Annotated in this window: 20 protein-coding genes; 9 read left to right on the top strand and 11 right to left on the bottom strand. The window is 67.0% G+C overall.

Annotated elements, in window-relative coordinates; genetic code table 11:
* The coding region (locus QR64_RS26890) for a hypothetical protein (RefSeq protein WP_084222287.1) at window positions 1-580 on the top strand (580 nt) is incomplete at its 5' end.
* Between the two features lie 52 nt (window positions 581-632).
* The gene (locus QR64_RS05895; RefSeq protein ID WP_037217354.1) at window positions 633-902 is read left to right on the top strand and encodes a YbaB/EbfC family nucleoid-associated protein; all 270 of its coding nucleotides are present in this window, start codon (window positions 633-635) and stop codon (window positions 900-902) included.
* A gap of 111 nt (window positions 903-1,013) precedes the next feature.
* Here the strand turns inward: QR64_RS05895 and QR64_RS05890 are convergent, their stop codons facing one another.
* The 4 genes from QR64_RS05890 to QR64_RS05875 all read right to left on the bottom strand — a co-directional run bounded on the left by QR64_RS05890 (window position 1,014) and on the right by QR64_RS05875 (window position 6,188).
* Window positions 1,014-3,131: a catalase gene (locus tag QR64_RS05890; protein ID WP_039584467.1), complete on the bottom strand. Its 2,118-nt coding sequence runs from the start codon at window positions 3,129-3,131 to the stop codon at window positions 1,014-1,016.
* A gap of 97 nt (window positions 3,132-3,228) precedes the next feature.
* Window positions 3,229-3,885 carry a superoxide dismutase family protein gene (locus QR64_RS05885; RefSeq protein ID WP_033098111.1) on the bottom strand — a complete coding sequence of 219 codons (657 nt, stop codon included), beginning with the start codon at window positions 3,883-3,885 and terminating at the stop codon, window positions 3,229-3,231.
* Between the two features lie 85 nt (window positions 3,886-3,970).
* Window positions 3,971-4,717, bottom strand: a complete 747-nt coding sequence (locus tag QR64_RS05880) for a Clp protease N-terminal domain-containing protein (RefSeq protein WP_039584466.1) — start codon at window positions 4,715-4,717, stop codon at window positions 3,971-3,973.
* Between the two features lie 49 nt (window positions 4,718-4,766).
* Window positions 4,767-6,188 carry a wax ester/triacylglycerol synthase domain-containing protein gene (locus tag QR64_RS05875; protein WP_039584501.1) on the bottom strand — a complete coding sequence of 474 codons (1,422 nt, stop codon included), beginning with the start codon at window positions 6,186-6,188 and terminating at the stop codon, window positions 4,767-4,769.
* A gap of 220 nt (window positions 6,189-6,408) precedes the next feature.
* Between QR64_RS05875 and QR64_RS05870 the strand changes: the two genes are divergently transcribed.
* The 7 genes from QR64_RS05870 to QR64_RS05840 all read left to right on the top strand — a co-directional run bounded on the left by QR64_RS05870 (window position 6,409) and on the right by QR64_RS05840 (window position 14,492).
* Window positions 6,409-7,464: an ABC transporter substrate-binding protein gene (locus tag QR64_RS05870; RefSeq protein WP_039584465.1), complete on the top strand. Its 1,056-nt coding sequence runs from the start codon at window positions 6,409-6,411 to the stop codon at window positions 7,462-7,464.
* A gap of 20 nt (window positions 7,465-7,484) precedes the next feature.
* Window positions 7,485-8,888, top strand: a complete 1,404-nt coding sequence (locus tag QR64_RS05865) for an LLM class flavin-dependent oxidoreductase (RefSeq protein WP_039584464.1) — start codon at window positions 7,485-7,487, stop codon at window positions 8,886-8,888.
* Between the two features lie 25 nt (window positions 8,889-8,913).
* Complete coding sequence (locus tag QR64_RS05860) at window positions 8,914-9,801, top strand: ABC transporter permease (RefSeq protein WP_039584463.1); 888 nt, start codon at window positions 8,914-8,916, stop codon at window positions 9,799-9,801.
* Window positions 9,777-10,499 carry an ABC transporter ATP-binding protein gene (locus QR64_RS05855; protein WP_039584462.1) on the top strand — a complete coding sequence of 241 codons (723 nt, stop codon included), beginning with the start codon at window positions 9,777-9,779 and terminating at the stop codon, window positions 10,497-10,499. The genes QR64_RS05860 and QR64_RS05855 overlap by 25 nt, the downstream gene beginning before the upstream one ends.
* Before the next feature lie 123 nt (window positions 10,500-10,622).
* Window positions 10,623-11,339, top strand: coding sequence for an SOS response-associated peptidase (locus tag QR64_RS05850; RefSeq protein WP_019290436.1), 717 nt, complete (start codon window positions 10,623-10,625; stop codon window positions 11,337-11,339).
* A 67-nt stretch (window positions 11,340-11,406) separates the two neighbouring features.
* Window positions 11,407-12,666, top strand: a complete 1,260-nt coding sequence (locus QR64_RS05845; protein WP_039584461.1) for a glycosyltransferase 87 family protein — start codon at window positions 11,407-11,409, stop codon at window positions 12,664-12,666.
* 164 nt (window positions 12,667-12,830) lie between these two features.
* Window positions 12,831-14,492: a catalase gene (locus QR64_RS05840; RefSeq protein WP_039584459.1), complete on the top strand. Its 1,662-nt coding sequence runs from the start codon at window positions 12,831-12,833 to the stop codon at window positions 14,490-14,492.
* A gap of 74 nt (window positions 14,493-14,566) precedes the next feature.
* Here the strand turns inward: QR64_RS05840 and QR64_RS05835 are convergent, their stop codons facing one another.
* The 7 genes from QR64_RS05835 to QR64_RS05805 all read right to left on the bottom strand — a co-directional run bounded on the left by QR64_RS05835 (window position 14,567) and on the right by QR64_RS05805 (window position 20,807).
* On the bottom strand, window positions 14,567-15,565 hold the full coding sequence (locus QR64_RS05835) for an MDR family oxidoreductase (RefSeq protein WP_019290439.1): 999 nt from the start codon (window positions 15,563-15,565) through the stop codon (window positions 14,567-14,569).
* Between the two features lie 46 nt (window positions 15,566-15,611).
* On the bottom strand, window positions 15,612-17,894 hold the full coding sequence (locus tag QR64_RS05830) for a heavy metal translocating P-type ATPase (protein WP_039584457.1): 2,283 nt from the start codon (window positions 17,892-17,894) through the stop codon (window positions 15,612-15,614).
* A 26-nt stretch (window positions 17,895-17,920) separates the two neighbouring features.
* Window positions 17,921-18,883, bottom strand: a complete 963-nt coding sequence (locus tag QR64_RS05825; protein ID WP_039584455.1) for a hypothetical protein — start codon at window positions 18,881-18,883, stop codon at window positions 17,921-17,923.
* Entirely contained in the window at window positions 18,880-19,086 is a 207-nt protein-coding gene (locus tag QR64_RS05820) for a heavy-metal-associated domain-containing protein (RefSeq protein WP_039584454.1), read from the bottom strand. Before QR64_RS05820 ends, QR64_RS05825 begins: the two co-directional genes overlap by 4 nt.
* 29 nt (window positions 19,087-19,115) lie before the next feature.
* Window positions 19,116-19,463 carry a metal-sensitive transcriptional regulator gene (locus QR64_RS05815; protein ID WP_033098102.1) on the bottom strand — a complete coding sequence of 116 codons (348 nt, stop codon included), beginning with the start codon at window positions 19,461-19,463 and terminating at the stop codon, window positions 19,116-19,118.
* A 247-nt stretch (window positions 19,464-19,710) separates the two neighbouring features.
* Window positions 19,711-19,917, bottom strand: coding sequence for a hypothetical protein (locus QR64_RS05810; protein WP_033098101.1), 207 nt, complete (start codon window positions 19,915-19,917; stop codon window positions 19,711-19,713).
* 185 nt (window positions 19,918-20,102) lie between these two features.
* Window positions 20,103-20,807 carry a methyltransferase domain-containing protein gene (locus QR64_RS05805; protein WP_039584453.1) on the bottom strand — a complete coding sequence of 235 codons (705 nt, stop codon included), beginning with the start codon at window positions 20,805-20,807 and terminating at the stop codon, window positions 20,103-20,105.
* Window positions 20,808-20,843 lie beyond the last annotated feature (36 nt).

Genomic DNA, 20,843 nt, shown 5'->3' with positions numbered 1-20,843 from the left:
GGCAACGGGGTCGATCGGCACCAGCCCCTACCAAGTGCGAAGAGCCACATACCCGGGCTTCGCCGAGGCGCTCGATCCACACTACGCAATCGGGATCAGTACAACACTGCAGACATCTCTCGCTGGCACCATCCGCGCACATATCCTCGAAATCAACGACATACACGAGGGATTCAAAGCGACCATCTGCAGTCAAGAATCGAATTTGGCCACACGAGTACGCGATGAGGACTATCGGATCAAGGTTTTCTCCGGCCGTGAAGAGTTTGTGGAATTCGGCCCGACAACCGAAGCGCACCGCCACGAAAAATGGATGCAACGGCACGAACCACCGCGCCCCGCGCCGGAAACACAATACTTGTCGGCGCTCCCCACCTCTGAGCATCGATGGTCTGCCCCAACGGAAGATCTGTTCACCGGAACGGGACTGACAGTCACCTTCGGCTCCGACCTCGGCGAGACGATGCATCGCTGCGAGGAGTGGGGTCGCAGTATCGAACCCGATGTGCCGGACAGAGGGTCCGAGCTCATCATCTCCCCCACCCCACCCGAAACTCTCCCCGCCTACCCGGGCTGGTGAGAAAGGAACCGTGTTGACGTATCCAGAAGAACTCTCTGTCACCGTCAGGCGTGTGCAGGACACGATCGAACGGATAGTAGGCAACGGATCGGTCCACGACATCCGTATCAGCGTCACCCCGACCGGCCGCATCGTCGCCCTCGAGATCCCGCCCGAGGCGTACAACTGGTCGCCGGACGTGCTCGCGACTCGCATTACCGCCGCCCACGACCTCGCATCCGCGGACGCCGACGAGCAGGCCCGCTACGCGCGCGCCGAGTTGGCCGACGACCCGCGTATCCGGCGCATCGTCTCTGGGATCGGGCAGCTGACCTCGAGGTGAACGGCCCGTAAATAACAACTGGCCGCAGCGATAAGAATCAGCTGCGGCCAGAGGTAACGAAAGAATAACTTGGGGCACCCGAAACCGTAAGCCCGTCTCAGGTGAGGTCTGTCACAAAGTGTCTCGTTGCCACACCCGGTGGGTACCGAGCAGATCGAGCACCTGCGTAACCGCCGTCTGGGGATCGTCCGCGACGACGACACCCGGTGCCGCCAGACCCTCGAGTGCCGCAGCTCCCGGACCCCACGCCGCCAGCGTTTTCTGGTGGCGGAACGTCTCGTCCACGAGGATCTGCACCCTCTTATCTGCGGGTGCAGCGGCCAGAATGACCGCGTCGAACTCGATCGAGCGGGCCGTGAGGAAGGTGCGCGAGATCGGCACGACTCCCCCGAGCATCCCGCCGTGCGGGGCGACGACCAGCGGGACGCAGTCGGCCGCGTCCACGACCTGCACGGCCGCGAGCACCTGATCGACGTCGGTGGTGTCGTCGGCGACGATGCCGATCAACCGGCCCTGCACGGGCCACGTCTTGCCGACCTGCGCCAGCGCGGGGCTCTGCGGGAGATCGGAGACCTCGACGGTCGGCTTCGGAGCGGGCAGACCGAGACCGGCCGCCACCTTCTCGCACAACCCGGTGTCGATGTTCGCCAGGATCTGCAGCTGCCGCTCCTTGATGGACTGCTCGTAGCACTTGCCCAGCTCGAAGGTGTAGGCGTAGGCCACGTGGTCCTGCTCTATCTCCGACAGGCTCAGGTAGAACTGGCGGACCTGCGTGTAGTGGTCGTCGAACGACCGGGAGACCTCACGCTCCTTCTTCGCCGCAGGTACCTCCACCGGCAGGTCGACGAAGGCACCCTCGGTGACACCGGCCATGAACGGGCATCCCGCGTCGAGCGAGTTCGGCTTGTACGGAGCGACACCGGTGTGGACGGCGTGCTGATGGAAGCCGTCGCGGAACATGTCGTTGACGGGTGCGTGCGGACGGTTGATCGGGATCTGCCCGAAGTTCGGTCCGCCGAGTCGCGTCAGCTGGGTGTCGAGGTACGAGAACAAGCGGCCCTGCAGCAGCGGATCGTCGGTGACGTCGATGCCCGGGACGAGATGGCCCGGGTGGAAGGCGACCTGCTCGGTCTCGGCGAAGAAATTGGTGGGGTTGGCATTGAGGACCATCGTGCCGATGATCTGCACGGGCGCGAGTTCCTCGGGGACGATCTTGGTGGGATCGAGCAGGTCGATGCCTTCGAAGACCTGCTCCGGGGTGTCCGGGAAGACCTGTACGCCGAGATCCCATTCGGGGTAGGCACCGGCCTCGATCGCGTCGGCGAGGTCGCGGCGGTGGAAGTCGGGATCGAAGCCGTTGATGAGCTGGGCTTCCTCCCACACCAGCGAATGCACGCCGAGCCGCGGCTTCCAGTGGAACTTCACCAGCGCGGTATCACCCTCGGCGTTGACCACACGGAAGGTGTGGACGCCGAAGCCCTCCATCATGCGGTAGGAGCGCGGGATGCCGCGGTCGGACATGTTCCACATCGTGTGCGCCGTGGCCTCGGTGTGGAGCGAGACGAAATCCCAGAACGTGTCGTGAGCGCTCTGTGCCTGCGGGATCTCGCGATCCGGGTGCGGTTTGGCCGCGTGGACGACGTCCGGGAACTTGATGGCGTCCTGGATGAAGAACACCGGGATGTTGTTGCCGACGAGGTCGAAAGTGCCTTCCTCGGTGTAGAACTTCGTCGCGAAGCCACGAGTGTCGCGCACCGTGTCGGCCGAGCCACGGGAACCGAGCACCGTCGAGAACCGCACGAACACCGGTGTCTCCACGTCCTTCTGGAGGAACTGGGCACGCGTGATCGAGCTTGCGGCACCCGTCGCGCGGAAGACGCCGTGGGCACCGGCGCCGCGGGCGTGCACCACGCGCTCCGGGATGCGTTCGTGGTCGAAGTGGGTGATCTTCTCGCGGAAGTGATGATCCTGCAACAGGATCGGCCCGCGCCGACCGGCCTTGAGCGAGTGGTCGGTATCCGTCAGCCGCGCCCCCTGAGCCGTCGTCAGGTACTCGCCCTGCTGGGCACGGCCGCGCGGCAGATCCGCGGGAGTGCCGGTGGCCGTCCTGACCTCGGGCTCCGCCTGATCGGGCTTGGGCTCGGGCGGAGTCGTGGGCGTCGTGGGTTCCTCCACGGGTGGCACGGTGGACGAGGGAACACCGGGGATCTTCGGGGTGTCGGCGGGCATGGGAACTCCGATTCGTGTTCTGTCGTCGGGGCTGGACACGTCTTTTCCACGGCTACCCGGAAGGACGGCGGCCAAACGCGGCGGCGGGGCCGTCGGGTCAGAAGTCCTCGTCGATGCAGGCGAGCCGGTCGCCGGCCTGTCCGGCCTCACCCGGTGCGGTCTTGGTGTGCTGTGCGTGGAGCACCACCGAGTTGGCTTCGCCGTCGCGGAACTCCCAGTCGACGGTCGTGGACGCCTCGGCGTTGCCCTGCGCGTCGGTGGTGATGTCGAGCCAGATCTCGTTCTGCGGATTGGCGTAGGCGGGATCGGTGGACGGGGAGTCGGGGTTCGCCGCCGGGTCGACCCGGTTCTGGTAGTGCGGCCCCGAATCGGACGGGTTCGGCCCGCACGGCCGGGTGTGGACGTGCGCCCCGAAGTCCCGATCGGGTTGCAGACCCATCACCCTGAGGGTGACGGTGGTCCGGCCGTTCTCCTCTTCGGATTCGACGTCGAAGGTCGCGCCGACCGGCACGGCCGCTTCGTCGTAGGTGAAGGCATTGTCGTCGTCGCCTCCCTCGTTCGGGAGCCCGAAGGCGTCGCCACTCATCCCGGGCAGCGGCGTGGGCATGGAATCGGTGGTGGTGGTCGTGAGCGAAGTGGGTGGGGTCTCGACGGTGGTCTCGGTGTCGGTGGACGAGTCGTCGCTGCTGCACCCGGCAGCCACGAGCGTGGCGACGGAGAAGCCCGCGACGAGACATGCGTGACGTGTGTTCATGACTTCGACGTACCCCGAGGGGCCGTCGGCGAACCTGGCCGCAGGGAACGTGCCCGCGCCGGGGGCGCGCAGGCCCTGCCCGGCGCTACGACCCGGCCTCGCCGTCCTCGGCCTTCTGTGCCTCGACGATCGCGGCGAGATCCTCCGCGACCTTCTTCTCCACGGCGCTCTTGTTCACGCCGGCCGCCGAGAGCACGCCGTCGCCGTTCTCGAGTTCGAGGAGCGCGAGGAGGATGTGCTCGGTGCCGATGTAGTTGTGCCCGAGTCGCAGGGCTTCGCGGAAGGTCAGCTCGAGGGCCTTGCGGGCACCCGCGTCGTACGGGATGAGTTCGGGGACGTCGCTCGACGGTTCGGGGAGCATCGCCACGGCGGCCGAGCGCAGCGCCGCGAAGTCGACATCCTGGGCCGCGAGTGCGCGGGCGGCGAGCGACTCGGTGTCGACGAGCAGACCGAGAATCAGATGGACGGGCGTGATCTCGGGGCTTCCCGTGGCACGCGCTTCGTTCATCGACGCCATCACGGTGTTCTGCGCGCGCGGGGTGAATTGCGAGAACCCCTGCTCGGGGTCGAGGTCGTTGTCGCTCTTCGAGACGAACCGTTTCTGGGCTGCCTGCTTGGACACGCCCATGCTCTGCCCGATCTCGGACCACGACTTGCCGGACCGTCGGGCCTGGTCGACGAAGTGGCCGATCAGGTGATCGGCGACCTCACCGAGGTGGTCGGCCGCGATGACGGCATCGGAGAGTTGTTCGAGCGGATCGTCGTGGACCTTTTCGATCGCATCGATGAGGTCGTCGAGCCGGATGAGATGGGACGGCCGAATGGGTTCCATGCGTCAACTCTAAGTTGACGCATGGTTTGCGTCAACCTTGGGTTGACGATCAGGTTTGCGCGGTCGTCGTAGCGGAGAGCGAGACCTCGATGCGCGTGCCCTCGCCTCCCACGGCGAGCACGTCGCCGAAGCCCTCCACCAGCGACTCGACGAGGACGGGCAGGTCGGGGACGGCGGCGGAGTCTGCGTTGATTCCGATGCAGCAGTGGCTCGTGTGCGACATCAGCGTGATGTTGACGGCCGAACCGACGGTGGGAGCGAACGGGTAGTACCTCAGCACCTCCGCACCGGCCATGTACAGCGGGATCGGGGAACCCGGGACGTTCGACGCGAGAAAGTCGATGTGCTCGAGGATCCCACCCAGCACACCGGCCGGGAGCACGTTCAGCACACCCGCGATGGCGGACGAGAGCGGCACGGCCGGTTCGCCCCGCCACGACCGGACGATCCGGTCCACCCGGTGCATCGACGCGACCGGATCGGCGACATCGAGGGGAAGAGCGAACCGCGCCAGGGTGATCCGGTTTCCCCCGATCGCGTCACTCTCGCGCCGGAGACTGATCGGCAGCGTCGCCCTCAGTTCGGCGACCTGCGCGCCGTGCCGGGAATGGTAGTGCTTCAGCCCCAACAGGATTCCGGCCAGGAAAGCGTCGTTGAGCGAGGAGTTCGCTGCCCGTCCGGCCTGTCGCAGAGCGTCGAGCGGCAGATCGAGGGCTGCGACCTCCCGGACGGTGCTGCGGCCGACCATCACCGGGGACAGCGTCGTGAACACCGGTTGCACGAACCGGGCCGTCGAGCGGGTCGTGTCCACCACGCTGCGCAGCGCCGCGACCGGATTCGTCACCGACCTCAGACCGGAACGCACGAGCCACGGCACACCCCTCCCCACCATCTCGCCGGCCGTCGAGAGGTACCAACCCACGGAATCGGCGAGGGCCGACGCCGGAGCCGAGGTCGGCGGATCCTCGGGCAGTGGCCCGCGGTCGGTACCGTCGCGCTCGAAGTCGACCATCTCGTTCGCGATCTGAATGCCGCCGATGCCGTCGGTGAGCGAGTGGTGCACCTTGAGAACGATCGCGGCGCGACCGTCGGCGAGGCCGTCGACGATCGTCGCCTCCCAGAGGGGACGGTCCTTGTCGAAGGCCGACATCGCCGCGGCGCGCACGAGCGGGAGCACGGCGTCCAGTCCCCCGGGATGCGGGAGCGCGATGCGCCGCAGATGCCAGGACAGGTCGAAGTCGGGGTCGTCCACCCATCGCGGTGGGGTCCGCCCGAACGGGGATTCGACGAGCTTGCGGCGGAAGCTCGGCACCGCACGTGTTCCGCGCTCCATCATCCGGACGAAGCGCTCCTGGTCGGGTGACCGGTCGAGCAGAGCCACCGCGACGATCGTGGACCGCAGGACGGGGTCCTTCTCCATCCGCCACGACATCAGATCCGGCTGCGACATGTGCCGACCGTCCGCACCCATGCGCACCACCTCCCGCCTCCGGTTCTCCTCGCACGGTAACCGCCGCGATGTGCGGATACCAACGCTATCGGCCCGCGAACAGCACCGATGGGCCGGATCGAGGACCTTTCGCTCATGCTGACGCAAACCCTGGTCCCCCGCCGACGGATCGCACAGGATCGGTGACGACTTCGACGCCGTCGAAGTTCGCTCCCCCATCGCCAGTACCGTGAGGAAGTCCATGCCCCGTCTACGTCGTGCCGGATCGACGGCCGTCATCGCGCTCCTTCTGACCGCGGTCGCGGCATGTAGCTCCGGTTCCTCGGGCGACGGCCTCGCTTCCGACAGCGCGCTGCCCACGGATATCCCGGCGGGCACCAAGCTCGTCATCGCCGACCAGGGTGAGCGACAGCTGTCCCTCCTCACCGGTTCCGGACAACTCGACGCCCTGCCGTTCGAGTACGAGTTCGCGACCTTCCAGGGCGCGCCCGCGATCCTCGAGGCCTTCCGCGCCGACGCGGTCGACGTCGCGTGGGCCGGCGAGATCATGACCGTCCAGTCGCTGGTCGCCGGTGACGACGTGCAGGTCGTCGCGGCCATGCAGACGAACAACAGCCTCAACATGGGCATCGCCCCGAACGCTTCGGACATCACGACGCTCGCGGACCTGAAGGGCAAGCGCATCGGCTACGCCGAGGGCACCTCGCAGCAGGCCTTCGTGCTCCGCGGTCTCGACAAGGCCGGCCTGTCGGTCGACGACGTCGAGCTCGTGTCGATGTCACTGCCGGACTTCCCGGATGCACTGCGCTCCAACCAGATCGACGCCGCCCCGATGAGCGAGCCGGTCTTCTCCCGGTACATGCAGACCCCGGGTGCGACGTCGCTGCCGCGCCCCGAGATCGAGGACCTCAGCGAAGGCATCTCGTACCTCTACTCGAGCAAGAAGGCCCTGTCCGACCCGGCGACCGCCGCAGCGGTCCGCGCCTACGTCACCGCGTACATCACGTCCGTCGACTGGGCCGACAACAACCGCGACGCGTACATCGACACCTACTTCGTGAAGAGCCAGGGCCTGACGGCCGAGGCCGGCGAGCGCATCCTCGACACCTCCGGGATCACCACCTTCCCACACCTCGACGAGGAGCTCATCGCGACCCAGCAGCACACCATCGACGTCATCGATGCCGCCGGTGAACTGCCCGAGCCCGTCGACGCCGCCGACGCCTTCGATCTGCGCTTCGACGAGGTCGTCACCGAATCGGTCGCCGAGACCGGCGCCTCCCACACCCGCAGCTGACCTTCCGAGGGGAATCCGACATGACGAACCGCGAACTCAACCTCAACGCCTTCATCTACCCGACCGGCCACCACGAGGCCTCGTGGCGCCATTCCGGCAGCGTGCCCGAGCGTCTCTACGACGTCACCTACTTCCAGGAACTCGCCCGCCTCGCGGAGAGCGCGAAACTCGACGCGGTCTTCTTCGCCGACGGTCCGGCTCTGCGCACCGAGGTGAAATACCGTCCGGACTACGGCCTCGAACCGATCACCACGCTGGTCGCGATGGCCACGGTCACCACGCATCTCGGGCTGATCGCCACGGCGTCGACCACCTACTACGAGCCCTACAACCTCGCCCGGTTGTTCTCCTCGCTCGATCACATCTCCGGTGGCCGCGCCGCCTGGAACATCGTCACCACCGCGACCGACGCAGCGGCAGCGAACTTCGGGTACACCGAACACCCCGACGTGCACGAACGATACGCCCGGGCACGCGAATTCGTCGACGCCGCGATCAAGCTGTGGGATTCGTGGGAGGACGACGCACTCGTCCTCGACAAGACCGCCGGCGTCTACGCCGACCCGGACAAGATCCACCGCATCGACGTCGAGGGTGACTACGTCAAGGTGCGCGGCCCGTTCGGTTCGGCCCGCTCGCCGCAAGGGCGCCCGGTGCTCGTGCAGGCCGGATCCTCCAACGACGGCCGCGATTTCGCGTCGACCTACGCCGAGGCGATCTTCACCGCGCACCAGCGCATCGAGGACGCCCAGGCCTTCTACACCGACATCAAGACCCGCGCAGCAGCATTCGGACGCAACCCCGATCACGTGAAGATCCTTCCCGGCCTGAGCCCGTTCATCGGCGCAACCGAGGCCGAAGCGAAGGAACTGCATCGCGAGTTCAACGAACTCACCATCGTCGAATACGGTCTCGGGCAGCTCCAGAAGATGGGCCGCATCGACGTGTCCCGGCTCGAGTTGGACGAGAAGGTGCCGGTCGAATTGTTCGCCGGCGCAGGCGACATCACCGACAACAACAACAGCCGCCGCCTGGTCTTCGCGAAGATCGTCGAGCGCGAACAGCCGACCCTGCGTCAGCTGCTGCACAAGCTCGCCGGCGCACGCGGCCACAACGTCGTCGCGGGCACGCCGGTGCAGATCGCCGACATCATCGAGGAGTGGTTCACCAACGGCGCCGCCGACGGCTTCAACATCATGCCGCCGCAATACCCGCAGGGCCTCGAGGCGTTCGCTTCCCAGGTGGTGCCGATCCTGCAGGAGCGCAGCATGTTCCGGACCGAGTACACCGGCACCACCCTGCGCGACCACTACGGCTTGCCGCGTCCGGAGAGCCAGTACGCACACGAACTCGCCCTGTCCGGTGCCACCGGTGATTTCGCACCGGGCGGCGCCACCGGCGACTTCGCACTGTCCGGCGTCTGATCGAACCGACGAAAGGACTGGAGCCATGAGCGTCTCCGTCGAACCCCGGCGTTTCGGCAGTGGCCTGGCCGGTGACGCCGACACCGACCAGAAGCACGACTCCGGCGCGACGGCCGACCTGTCGCCGCGCACGACCCGCAGCCGCCTCGCTCCCGGCAAGCCGATCAAGTTCGGCCTGGCGATCGGCCCGGCGCTGCTGCTGGTGGCATGGATCGTCACCTCGGCCACCGGGGTACTCGATCCGAAGACCCTCTCGGCGCCGTGGACGGTCGTCACCACCGCATGGGAACTGATCGGCGACGGGCGACTGCAGTCGAACCTGTGGACCTCCGTCCAGCGCGCCCTGATCGGCGGGGTCATCGGCGTCGTCCTCGGACTGGTGCTCGCACTGGCCGCCGGCCTGTCGCGCATCGGTGAGGCGCTGATCGACGGACCGGTGCAGATCAAGCGCTCCATCCCCACCCTGGCGTTGATGCCGCTGGCGATCCTGTGGTTCGGTATCGGCGAGGAGATGAAGATCCTGCTCATCGCCCTGTCGGTCTTCGTCCCCGTCTACATCAACACCTACTCGTCGCTGCGCGGCATCGACGCCCGCTACGTCGAACTGGCCGAGACGCTGGATCTGTCCCGCGCCCAGTTCGTCCGGCGCATCGCCCTGCCGGGGGCGCTGCCCGGTTTCTTCACCGGCCTGCGCCTGGCGGTGACCATCTCGTGGCTGGCCCTGGTGGTCGTCGAGCAGGTCAACGCTTCGAGCGGTATCGGCTACCTGATGTACCAGGCCCGCAATTACGGCATGACCGAGATCATCATCGTCGGACTGGTGGTCTACGCGATCCTCGGATTCGGCAGCGACCTGCTGGTCCGTGCGGCAGAGAGGAAGGCGCTGGCATGGCGCAGGACGATCGGCAACTGACCGTACGCACCCGGGGACTGAGCCGCGGCTTCGACGGACGCGCGGTGCTGAACAACATCGACCTCGAGATCGCCCCCGGCGAGTTCGTGGCACTGCTCGGCCGCAGCGGCTCGGGCAAGAGCACCCTGTTGCGTGCCCTGGCCGAACTCGACCACGGCGTGCCCGGTTCTGGCACCCTCGAGGTGCCGCAGAAGCGGGCGGTGGTCTTCCAGGACTCGCGACTGCTGCCCTGGGCGCGGGTGCTCGACAACGTGATCCTCGGCCTCGACGGCGACGACGCCGCCGAGCGCGGCCGCACGGCCCTGGCGGAGGTCGGGCTCGCCGGACGCGAGAAGGCCTGGCCCACCGAGCTGTCCGGGGGTGAACAGCAGCGGGTGTCGCTGGCGCGGTCGCTCGTGCGCGAACCCGAACTGTTGCTCGCCGACGAACCGTTCGGTGCCCTCGACGCACTGACGAAGATCAGGATGCACGGACTGCTGCAGGAACTGTGCGCCAAGCACCGGCCCGCGGTCCTGCTCGTCACCCACGACGTGGACGAGACCATCGCTCTCGCCGACCGCGTGCTCGTGCTCGACCACGGCTCGTTCGCCGTCGAACTGACCATCGACCTGCCGCATCCGCGAGCCGATCACGTCGTCGAGATCGCGGAGTACCGCCGCACCCTGCTCGAGGCACTGGGGGTCGAGGTCGCCGTCTGAGCGATCCACGCTGTCTCCGATGGAGCGACCCCCCGCTCCGTCTCCGTCCGAGCGATCCGCTCCGGAGCGATCGATGAGAGAGAATCGAATCGTCGCTCCGGAGTCGCCGACGGGAGATGCATCGTGTGTGGACGCTATGCCAGCACCAGTACCCGTGGGGATCTGCTCGCGGCCTACGACGCCGTCGAGGCAGTGGGTGAGGAACTGCCCCCGTCGTACAACATCGCCCCCACCCAGCGCGTGAACGTCGTGCTCGAGCGGGCGCCACGCGAGGACCCGGATGCCGAGCCGATCCGCATCGTGTCCTCGCAGATCAAGTGGGGGCTCGTGCCGTTCTGGGCGAAGGACCCGAAGATCGGGTCGCGGATGATCAACGCCCGGTCCGAGACCATCACCCAGAAGCCGGCCTTCAAGGCGGCCGCGGCGAAGCGGCGGTGCGTGCTGCCGGCCGACGGATACTACGAGTGGATGAAGGGTGAGGACGGGAAGAAGATCCCGTTCTTCCTGCACGCGGACGGGCCGATCTCGATGGCCGGGCTCTACGAGCTGTGGCCGGACCCGGAGCTGCCGGAGGACCATCCCGACCGCTGGTTGTGGACGTGCACCGTGCTGACCCGTCCGGCGACCGACGCCGCCGGGCACATCCACGAACGGTCGCCGGTGATCCTGCCCGACACCTTCGTCGATCCGTGGCTCGATCCCGACCTGAAGAACCGCGACGACGTCGACGCCCTGCTGAATTCGATTCCCGAACCGACCCTCGAACCGTACGAGGTGAGCACAGCGGTCAATTCGCCGCGGAACAACAACCCCGACCTGCTGCGTCCTGTCGATTCGTGATATTTCGGCCGTATGGCGTTCCCCACGTCGGACCGGAACGAATATCGGAATTGACTAAAGTTGCCGGGTGCGACAATCACGGCTGACTCCGACCGGTTCGACGACGCCTCCGTTCCTCACCGGATCTCGCGGTACCGCCGTCGCGGTGATCGCGTCGCTCGTCTCCGCGGGTGTGCTCATCGCGATCCTCGTCAGAAGCGAACTCATCGACTTCCTGGTCTACCGGATGGGCGCGCGGGTCCTGCTCGACGGCGCCGACATCTACGGGCAGATGCCTCCGGTGACCGATGACTTCGCGTTGCCGTTCACCTACCCGCCGCTGTCGGCGATGCTCTTCGCTCCCCTGGCGCTGATCCCCGTGACGTTCGGCAAGATCGTCTTCACCCTCGTCTCGGTCGCCGCGCTCGTCGTCACCCTACGGGTCGTGCTGGACCGGCTCCGTCCGGACTTCGAGGCGCGGACGGCGTGGATCGTCACCGCGGTCGCGGTCGCCGGAGCACTGTTGCTCGAACCCGTGCGTGAGACGATCTCGTTCGGGCAGATCAACCTCGTCCTGATGGCGCTCGTCGCCCTCGACGTCCTGGTGAAGACCCCGAAGTGGCCGCGCGGAATGCTGATCGGACTGGCCGCCGCCGTCAAGCTCACGCCCATCGCGTTCCTGCTGCTGTTCCTGCTGCGGCGCGACCGGCGGACCAGTGCCATCATCATCGCGTCGACCTTCGGGTTCACCGCCCTCGCATTCGCCGTGATGCCCGCGACCTCCGCGAAGTACTGGCTGGACACCCTGCCCGACACCGGCCGGATCGGCGCGGCGTACTTCGCCACCAACCAGTCCTTCAAGGCCGTGATCTCCCGCTTCGGGCCGCCCGAACTCATGGCTTCCGTGCTGTGGCTGCTGGCCGTCGCGGTGATGCTGCTGGTCGCGGTGGTGGCCATCCGCCGTGCCCTCGAGCAGGGCGATCTCGTGCTCGCCCTGTTCGCGAACGCGACGGCCGTGCTGCTGGCGTCGCCGGTGTCGTGGTCGCACCACTGGGTGTGGGTCGCGCCGGCACTGCTGGCCCTCGCACTAGCGGCGGGGCGCGCAACCGATGCGCAGAGACTCACCGCGATCGCCGTCGGCGTCACGCTCGTTTTCCTGATCGGCCCGCACCACCTGTTCCCCACGGGAGGCGATCTCGAACTCGGCTGGGCCGCATGGCAGCACCTGCTCGGCACGCTCTACGTCACGGCCGGATTCGGATTCCTGCTCTGGCTCGCCTTCGGTCGGCGGACCGATCCGGACTCCGCCTCACCGAAACAACTGCCGAACGCGGAGACCGCGAGTTGATCGTGTAGACGGTGCGCCGGTTGTCGGGCATCCGGGTTGTTGTTCGCGAAAGGCCGACGAGAACCCGGAAAGAACGTAATAGTGAGAGGATGTCGCCCCCGCACAGGACGGTCGACAACTCGATTACGAGAAAGCCCATCAACTGCATCCGAGGGGAGAACACCGTGACCGATGTTTCGTCGCAGGGCCCGGCCCGGAGAGACGACCGACGTGTGTTGACGAACCGCCAGGGCCATCCCGTATACGACAACCAGAATCAGAGGACGGTGGGCCCACGCGGACCCGCGACGCTGGAGAACTATCAGTTCCTCGAAAAGATCAGCCATTTCGATCGAGAACGCATTCCGGAAAGAGTGGTGCACGCGCGCGGTTTCGTCGCCTACGGATATTTCGAAGCCACCGGGAAATGGGGCGATGAACCCATCACGAACTACACGCGCGCGAAACTCTTCGCCGAGCCGGGGAAGCGGACCGACGTCGCCATCCGGCTCTCCACGGTCATCGGTGGACGCGACTCGTCGGAAACCGCCCGCGATCCACGAGGTTTCGCGGTCAAGTTCTACACCGAGGACGGTAACTGGGATCTTGTCGGAAACAACCTCGCGGTCTTCTTCATTCGCGACGCGATCAAGTTCCCCGACGTCATCCATTCGCTGAAGCCCGACCCCGTCACTTTCCGGCAGGAACCCGCACGCATCTTCGACTTCATGTCGCAGACCCCCGAAGCAATGCACATGCTGGTGAATCTGTTCAGTCCCCGGGGCATTCCGGCCAACTACCGGACTCAGCAGGGCTTCGGGGTCAACACCTACAAGTGGGTCAACGCCGAGGGCGTGACACACCTCGTGAAATACCATTGGATTCCGAAGATCGGTGTCAAGAGCCTGACCGAGGACGACGCGGCGGCCATTCAGGCGCACGATCTCGGGCATGCCAGCAAGGACATGTACGAGGCCATCGAGCGCGGTGACCATCCCGAATGGGAACTGCGCGTACAGATGATGAGCGACGACGACCATCCGGAGTTGAACTTCGACCCCCTGGACGACACGAAGGTCTGGCCGGAGAACGAATTCCCCGCCATGCCGGTCGGCAGGATGGTGATCGACCGCAACGTCGAGAACCACTTCCTCGAGAACGAACAGATCTCCTTCGGCACCGGCGTCCTCGTCGACGGACTCGACTTTTCCGACGACAAGATGCTCGTAGGACGCACGTTCTCCTATTCCGACACGCAGCGTTACCGGGTGGGTCCCAATTACCTGCAACTTCCGGTCAACTCGGCGAAGAACGCCCACGTGGCCACCAATCAGCAGGGCGGACCGATGGCATACGGCGTCGACGATGTCGGCGACAACCCGCACGTGAACTACGAACCGTCCATCACCGGCGGTCTGCGCGAGGCCGAGTTCCCGACCCACGACGATCAGGGGCCGGAGATCCGGGGTCGTCTCACGCGCAAACGTATTCCGCGTACCAACGACTACGAGCAGGCCGGTCAGCGCTACCAGCTCATGGAGCAGTGGGAGAAGGACGACCTGGTGAAGAACCTCGTCGACGGTATCGGTCAGGCCGTCCGCGACGTGCAGGAGCGGATGGTGTGGCACTTCTTCATGTGCGACGACGAGCTCGGACAACGCGTCGGCGACGGACTCGATATCAGTGCCGACGACGTACGGGATCTACCTCCGTTGCAGAGCCAGACCCTCGACGAGGACGAACTGCAACGCGCAGCGAATCTCGGCAAGAACGGTCCCCGTGATGTGACCGGATTACAGATGACGCATTGCGTGCCCAACGAGCGCGAGGTCCACGCGTCCTCGTAGCGTCCGTCCGTCTCGGCCCGGTGGGCAGTCACTTGTCGAAGTGGCTGCCTACCGGTCGTTCTCCGGAACCGTTCTCAGGCGGTGACGTCGACGACCACCCGGCCGCGCACCTTGCCCGCGAGGATCTCCTCGGCTAGTCGTGGGACGTCCGAGAGCGGTTCGACCCGCGACAGCGAATCCAGGGTGCTCGCAGGCAGATCGCGGGCGAGACGATCCCATGCCGACCGGCGCAGCGGAGCCGGCGCCATCACCGAGTCGACGCCCAGCAAGGCGACGCCGCGCAGGATGTGCGGCATCACCGTGGCATCGGGCATCGACGGCGACTCCGTGAGACCGCACGCGGCGACGGCACCGCCGTAGCGGATCTGCGACAGCACGTTCACGAGCGTCGAACCGCCCACCGCGTCCACCGCGGCATCCCAGCGTTCCTTGCCCAGGGGCCGGCCCTTGCCCTGCAGTTCGGCGCGGTCGACGAACGACGACGCACCGAGTTCGCTCAGGAAGTCGTGGGTCTCGGGACGGCCGGTCGCGGCGACGACCGTGTGTCCCGCGGCAGCGGCGAGGGCGACGGCGATCGACCCGACGCCACCGGCCGCGCCGGTGACGAGCAGTTCCGCGTCCGATGCGATCCCGTACCGCTCGAGCGCGTCGAGGCACAGGGCGGACGTGTAGCCGGCGGTGCCGATGGCCATGGCGTCGCGGGTGGAGAAGGCGTCGGGGATGCGCACGAGCCATTCGGGCTTCACACGCTGGCGCCGGGTGTACCCGCCAGACTGGGTCTCGGACAGACCCCAGCCGTTGACGACGACGCGGTCGCCCGGCTTCCAGTCGGGATTGCTGCTCTCGAGGACGGTCCCGGCGAGATCGGCTCCGGCGACCAGCGGGGTGCGTCGCGCCATCTTCTGCGGTCCCGCGACCACGAGACCATCCTTGTAGTTCAGCGAGGAGTACTCGACCTCGACGAGGACGTCGTGGTCGGGAAGGTCGGTGTCGGTCAGTTCGCGGAACTGTGCCACCTGGCCGTCGTCGGTGTCGTCGACGACCAGGGCACGGAAGGAGGACTGCTGTGTCATGGATCCGATCCTGACAGGCCGTCCTCCTCCCTGCAGCCGAAAGCGGTCAGGCCGCGTGTGCGCGGAACCGTCGCAGTCGCAGGCTGTTGGAGACCACGAAGACCGACGAGAACGCCATCGCGGCACCGGCGAGCATCGGGTTCAGCAGGCCCGCGGCCGCCAGCGGCAGTGCCGCGACGTTGTATGCGAACGCCCAGAACAGGTTGCCCTTGATCGTCGTCAGCGTCCGGCGCGACAACCGGATGGCGTCGACCGCGACCATGAGGTCGCCGCGGACCAACGTCAGGTCGCTCGCCTCGATCGCGACGTCGGTGCCCGTGCCCATCGCCAGGCCCAGGTCGGCGCGGGCGAGCGCCGCGGCGTCGTTGACACCGTCGCCGACCATCGCGACCACCGCGCCTTCGCGCTGGAGTTGCTCGACCACGTCGACCTTGTCGGTGGGCAGCACGTCGGCGATCACGTCGGCCTCGTCGATGCCGACCTCGGCCGCCACGGTGTGCGCGACGGCGGCGTTGTCGCCGGTGAGCAGGATCGGACGCAGGCCGAGTTCCCGCAGTTCGGCGACGGCCTTCGCGGAGGTCGGCTTGACTGCGTCCGCCACGACGACGATGCCGCGGGCCTTTCCGTTCCAGCCGACGGCGATGGCCGTGCCACCGGACTTCTGGGCCTGCTCGAACGCCTGCTGCAGCTTCTCGGAGAGGTGCTGCGACCAGTCGGCCAGCAGCTTCGGGCGTCCCACCAGCACCGCGCGGCTGGTGTCGCCCTCGACGAGCACTCCCTGGACACCGAGACCCTCGACGTTCGTGAAGTCCTCGACCTTGGGCAGGCCGCCGAACCTGTCCGCAGCAGCATCGCTGACGGCACGTGCGATCGGGTGTTCCGACGCCGACTCGAGTGCCCCGGCGTACCGCAGCACCTCGTCGGCGTTCTCACCGTCGTCGGCGACGACCTCGCGCAGGGTCATCCGGCCGGTGGTGACCGTGCCGGTCTTGTCGAGGACCACGGTGTCGACCGAGCGGGTCGATTCGAGGACCTCGGGGCCCTTGATGAGGATGCCGAGCTGAGCGCCGCGACCGGTACCGACCATCAGCGCGGTCGGGGTGGCCAGGCCGAGAGCGCAGGGGCAGGCGATGATCAGCACGGCGACCGCCGCGGTGAAGGCCGCCGCGGGCCCGTTGCCGGTGCCGAGCCAGAAACCGAGGGTGCCGGCCGCGATCAGCAGGACGATCGGCACGAAGATGCCGGAGATCCGGTCGGCCAGACGCTGCACCTGGGCCTTGCCGTTCTGGGCGTCCTCCACCAGCTTCGCCATCTGCGCGAGCTGGGTGTCGGAGCCCACGCGGGTCGCGCGCACCACAAGTCGTCCACCGACGTCGACCGTTCCGCCGACGACACTGTCGCCCACACCGACCTCGACGGGAACCGATTCACCGGTCAGCATCGACGCGTCGACCGCCGACGTGCCCCGTTCGATCACACCGTCGGTGGCGATCTTCTCGCCCGGGCGCACGACGAACAGATCTCCGACCGCCAACTGCTCCAACGGAATTCGGGTCTCGGTGGTCCCGTCCGGTCCGAGGACCGCGACGTCCTTGGCTCCGAGTTCGAGCAGGGCACGCAAGGCGGCGCCGGCACGTCGCTTCGACCGTTGCTCGAAGTAGCGCCCGGCGAGGATGAACGTCGTGACACCGGCCGCGGCCTCGAGATAGATGTTGCCGCTGCCGTCGCCCCGCGCGATGGTGAACTCGAACGGGTGGACCATCCCCGGTTCACCCGCCGTTCCCCAGAACAGGGCGTAGACCGACCACCCTAGGGCGGCAAGGGTTCCCAGCGACACGAGCGTGTCCATGGTGGACGTGCCATGACGCAGGTTGATCCACGCCGCCCGGTGGAAGGGCCAGGCACCCCACACCACGACCGGCGCGGCGAGGGTGAGCGAAAGCCACTGCCAGTTGGTGAACTGCAGGGCCGGGATCATCGCCATCGCGATCACCGGCACCGTCAGGATCGCCGAAACGACGAGCCTGTGACGAAGCGGCGCAACGGGATCGGATTCGGGCACGTCACCGGTCCGGCCGGTCGCCTGCGCGGACGGCGGCGGCAGTGCGGCGCCGTAGCCGGCCTGCTCGACGACCGTGACGAGATCCTCGGGTGTCACGTCGTCGGGGTAGCTGACCTTCGCCTTCTCCGTGGCGTAGTTGACGGTCGCGGTGACGCCGTCGAGCTTGTTGAGCTTGCGCTCGATGCGATTGGCGCAGGATGCGCAGGTCATGCCGGTGATGGCGAGCTCGATCGATTCGGCGGCGACCGGCTGACTCTGCGTGGTCATGTGCGTCTCCTCGGAAGAATGGGCCGTCAGCGGCCGGAATGGCTGTGGTCACCGTGTGCGCCGGACCCCGGCTGCACCTCGCCGGTGCCTCCGGCGGTGAGGGTGAAGGCCGCGGTGCGAACCACTCCGTCGTGCTGGAAGTCGAGATAGAGGTGATAGGTGCCGGCACTCGGGACGGAGGTGTGGAAGACGACCTCGGGACCGGGTCGTGTGGTGCCGTCGCCGGGTGTCCCGTCCGGATGGACGTGCAGATAGGCGAGGTCGCCGCCGCGCAGCGCCACCAGGTGTCCGTAGGCACCGAGATAGGGCTGCAGGTCGGTGAGCGGCCGTCCGTCCTTGCTCACCGTGAGGGTGAGCATCGCGTCGCTGCCCGACGACAGGTCGCCGTCGAGGGTGACCTCGTAGTCGTCGACGGTTGCGGTGCGGTTGTCGGCCTGCGGTGCGGCAGGAACGAATTCGCCTGCCACCGCGAGGTCGGTGCCCAACGTGAGCGACTCTCCCCCGGTGGGTGTGAAGTCGGTGAAGACCCGCCACGTGCCGGGCGTGAGGTCGACGTCGACGGACCAGATGCCGGTGTTCTCGTCGAGCACGGGATGGACGTGCTGGAATCCGGTGAAGTCGCGGCGCACGGCGATCAGGTGCAGCTCTTTGTCGTGGGTGACGTCGAAGTCGGTCACCGGCGCGCCGCCGGGACCGTTGATCGCGAATGTCAGGTTCCTGTCCTCGCCCGACTCGAGGTCGGTCTCGGCGAGTGCGAGGGCATAACCGTTCCGGTACGTCATCAGACCTCCCGGGATCTCCTCCACAGCAGGTGTTTCGGCGGCGCTGCCGGTGACGGTGCCATTACCGTGACCGGCGTCGTGGGCGCTCGCGGTCGGATCCTCGGTCTGCTCTTCCACCGGGCCGACGGCCGCGCCGACGAGCAACGCGATACCGAAGACAGCGGCTACGGCGGTGACGAAGCCGGTGAGCTTGGCCGGGGTGTTCATGCGAGGCTGTAGCCGGCCTCCTCGACGGCGGCCGCGACGGCGGCATCGTCGAGGGACTCGGCGCTCGTGACGGTGACGGCACCGGTGGCCAGATCGACCGCGACGTTCTCGACGCCCGGGATCTCCTGGACCTCTTCGGTGACCGACGCGACGCAGTGCTCGCAGGTCATGCCAGTGACGGTGTAGGTGCTGGTCCGGCTCATGGAAACTCCTCGGATACGGGTCTGGACGATCAGGAACGGACGAGTCGCGCGATGGCGTCGCCGGCTTCCTTCAACTTGAGGTCGGCCTCGTCGCCGCCGGCGCGCACGGCACCGGCCACGCAGTGCGCCATGTGCTCGTCGAGCAGACCGAGCGCGACGGCCTCGAGGGCCTTCTTCATCGCCGCGATCTGCGTGAGGATGTCGATGCAGTACTTCTCTTCCTCGACCATCCGCTGCAGGCCGCGGGCCTGCCCCTCGATGCGACGCAGTCGCTTGAGGTAGTCGGCCTTGGTGTTGTTGGCGATATAGCTGTGCTGATGCGCGTCGTCGTGTGCGACGGCATCGGTGTGCACGGTCTCGCTCGGGGTATTCGGCATCGGAATCGTCCTTGTCGCGTCGGTCGTCCTGCCAGATACCATACCCCCCTAGGGTATGCACGGCAACCAACAGACTGCGCAGGCTATTTGCGCAGGTAGAGGCGCATGACATCGTGATGGCTGCAAGAGTGCCCAGCATCCCTCGAAAATGCGGGGCCGCTCCGAAGAGGTTCCGTAGCCGGTGGACGACATGCCCGAGCGCCTCACGAGGCGATCGAGCGCCTCGTAGCCGATTCGTCGCGGGACGTCACGGCACGTGCATCATCTTCCCGGCGAGGGTGAACAGCCGGCGGGAGAGCCGGATGACAGGGATACCCAGTGGGATCAGCAGGATCGTCACGCACAACACCGCACCCAGGAGCATCACCACGGCGGCGACGATCCCCAGAACGGTGCCGAGCAGGGCGGTGAGAAGTCCGAGCACGACATTCAGTAGGCCACTCAGAGCACGCATGACGACCTCCTACCCCCATCTCCCATTGTGCGCCGGTCTCGCGCTGTATCTCACCGGACCGCAACTCGCCGGCGCGCACGGCAATCGACGGACACGAGTACCCACCGGAGTGCCGGTACCGCGGAGTTGGTCGAGCGAGTAGCCGGATCGGGAAGGGCGCGGCCACCCTGCGCCCTTCCTTTCGCTCAGGGAAACCCGGTGCGGCGGCACACCAGCATGTGGTGGGCGCCCTTCTGGAATCTGTAGTCGACCTCCACGACCTCACCGTCGATGCTGTGTTCCCGGAGATCGGTGAGCAGTTCGTCCAGGTAGGGGCAGAGGACCGAGGTTCCGGACTCCACGAGCGGGAAGATGCGCAGTTCGTCCCGGGCGACACGCATCAGTTCCCGGATCGCGTCGAGGTGGAAGGTGCGGTCGAGTCGGTCGGCGTAGCTGAACAGCAGGTGCGAACTGAGCACGAGATCGAATGCCGCATCGGGGAACGGCAGGGACGGCAACCACCCGGCGACATATCGGTGCGGATGCCGACGGATGTCCTCGGCGAAATCCCGGACCGCCTGCCGCCGCACCCGTGCGTGTTCGTCGGGGTCGGCGAAGAACGTCCAGTCGTAGTTCTCGGCGTGGTCCCGGATGTACCGGTTCCCGCGCTCGGCCTCAGCAGCGGCAACGACGGTGAGGTGCTCAGCGTCGGAGTCGGAGTAGGCCGTGTCGCAGGCCGTCACGTCACCACCGAGGCGGTTCACCACGGCGGTGAAGCCCGCCGCGCCGGCCGGGCAGTCCAGGATCCTCCGCGACAGATCGTCGTCGGAGAGGTCGAACATCGACCGGTACTCGTCCAGGGAGCGCGAGCTGATGAGGATCGCGCCGATATCTGCCGTGTTGGGAGTCACCGGGCCATCACCGCCCCAGTAAAGCACGGCCGAAAA

Source organism: Rhodococcus sp. Chr-9 (assembly GCF_000801125.1).
Classification (GTDB): domain Bacteria; phylum Actinomycetota; class Actinomycetes; order Mycobacteriales; family Mycobacteriaceae; genus Rhodococcus; species Rhodococcus pyridinivorans.
This window is presented reverse-complemented; position numbering and strand designations above follow the sequence as displayed.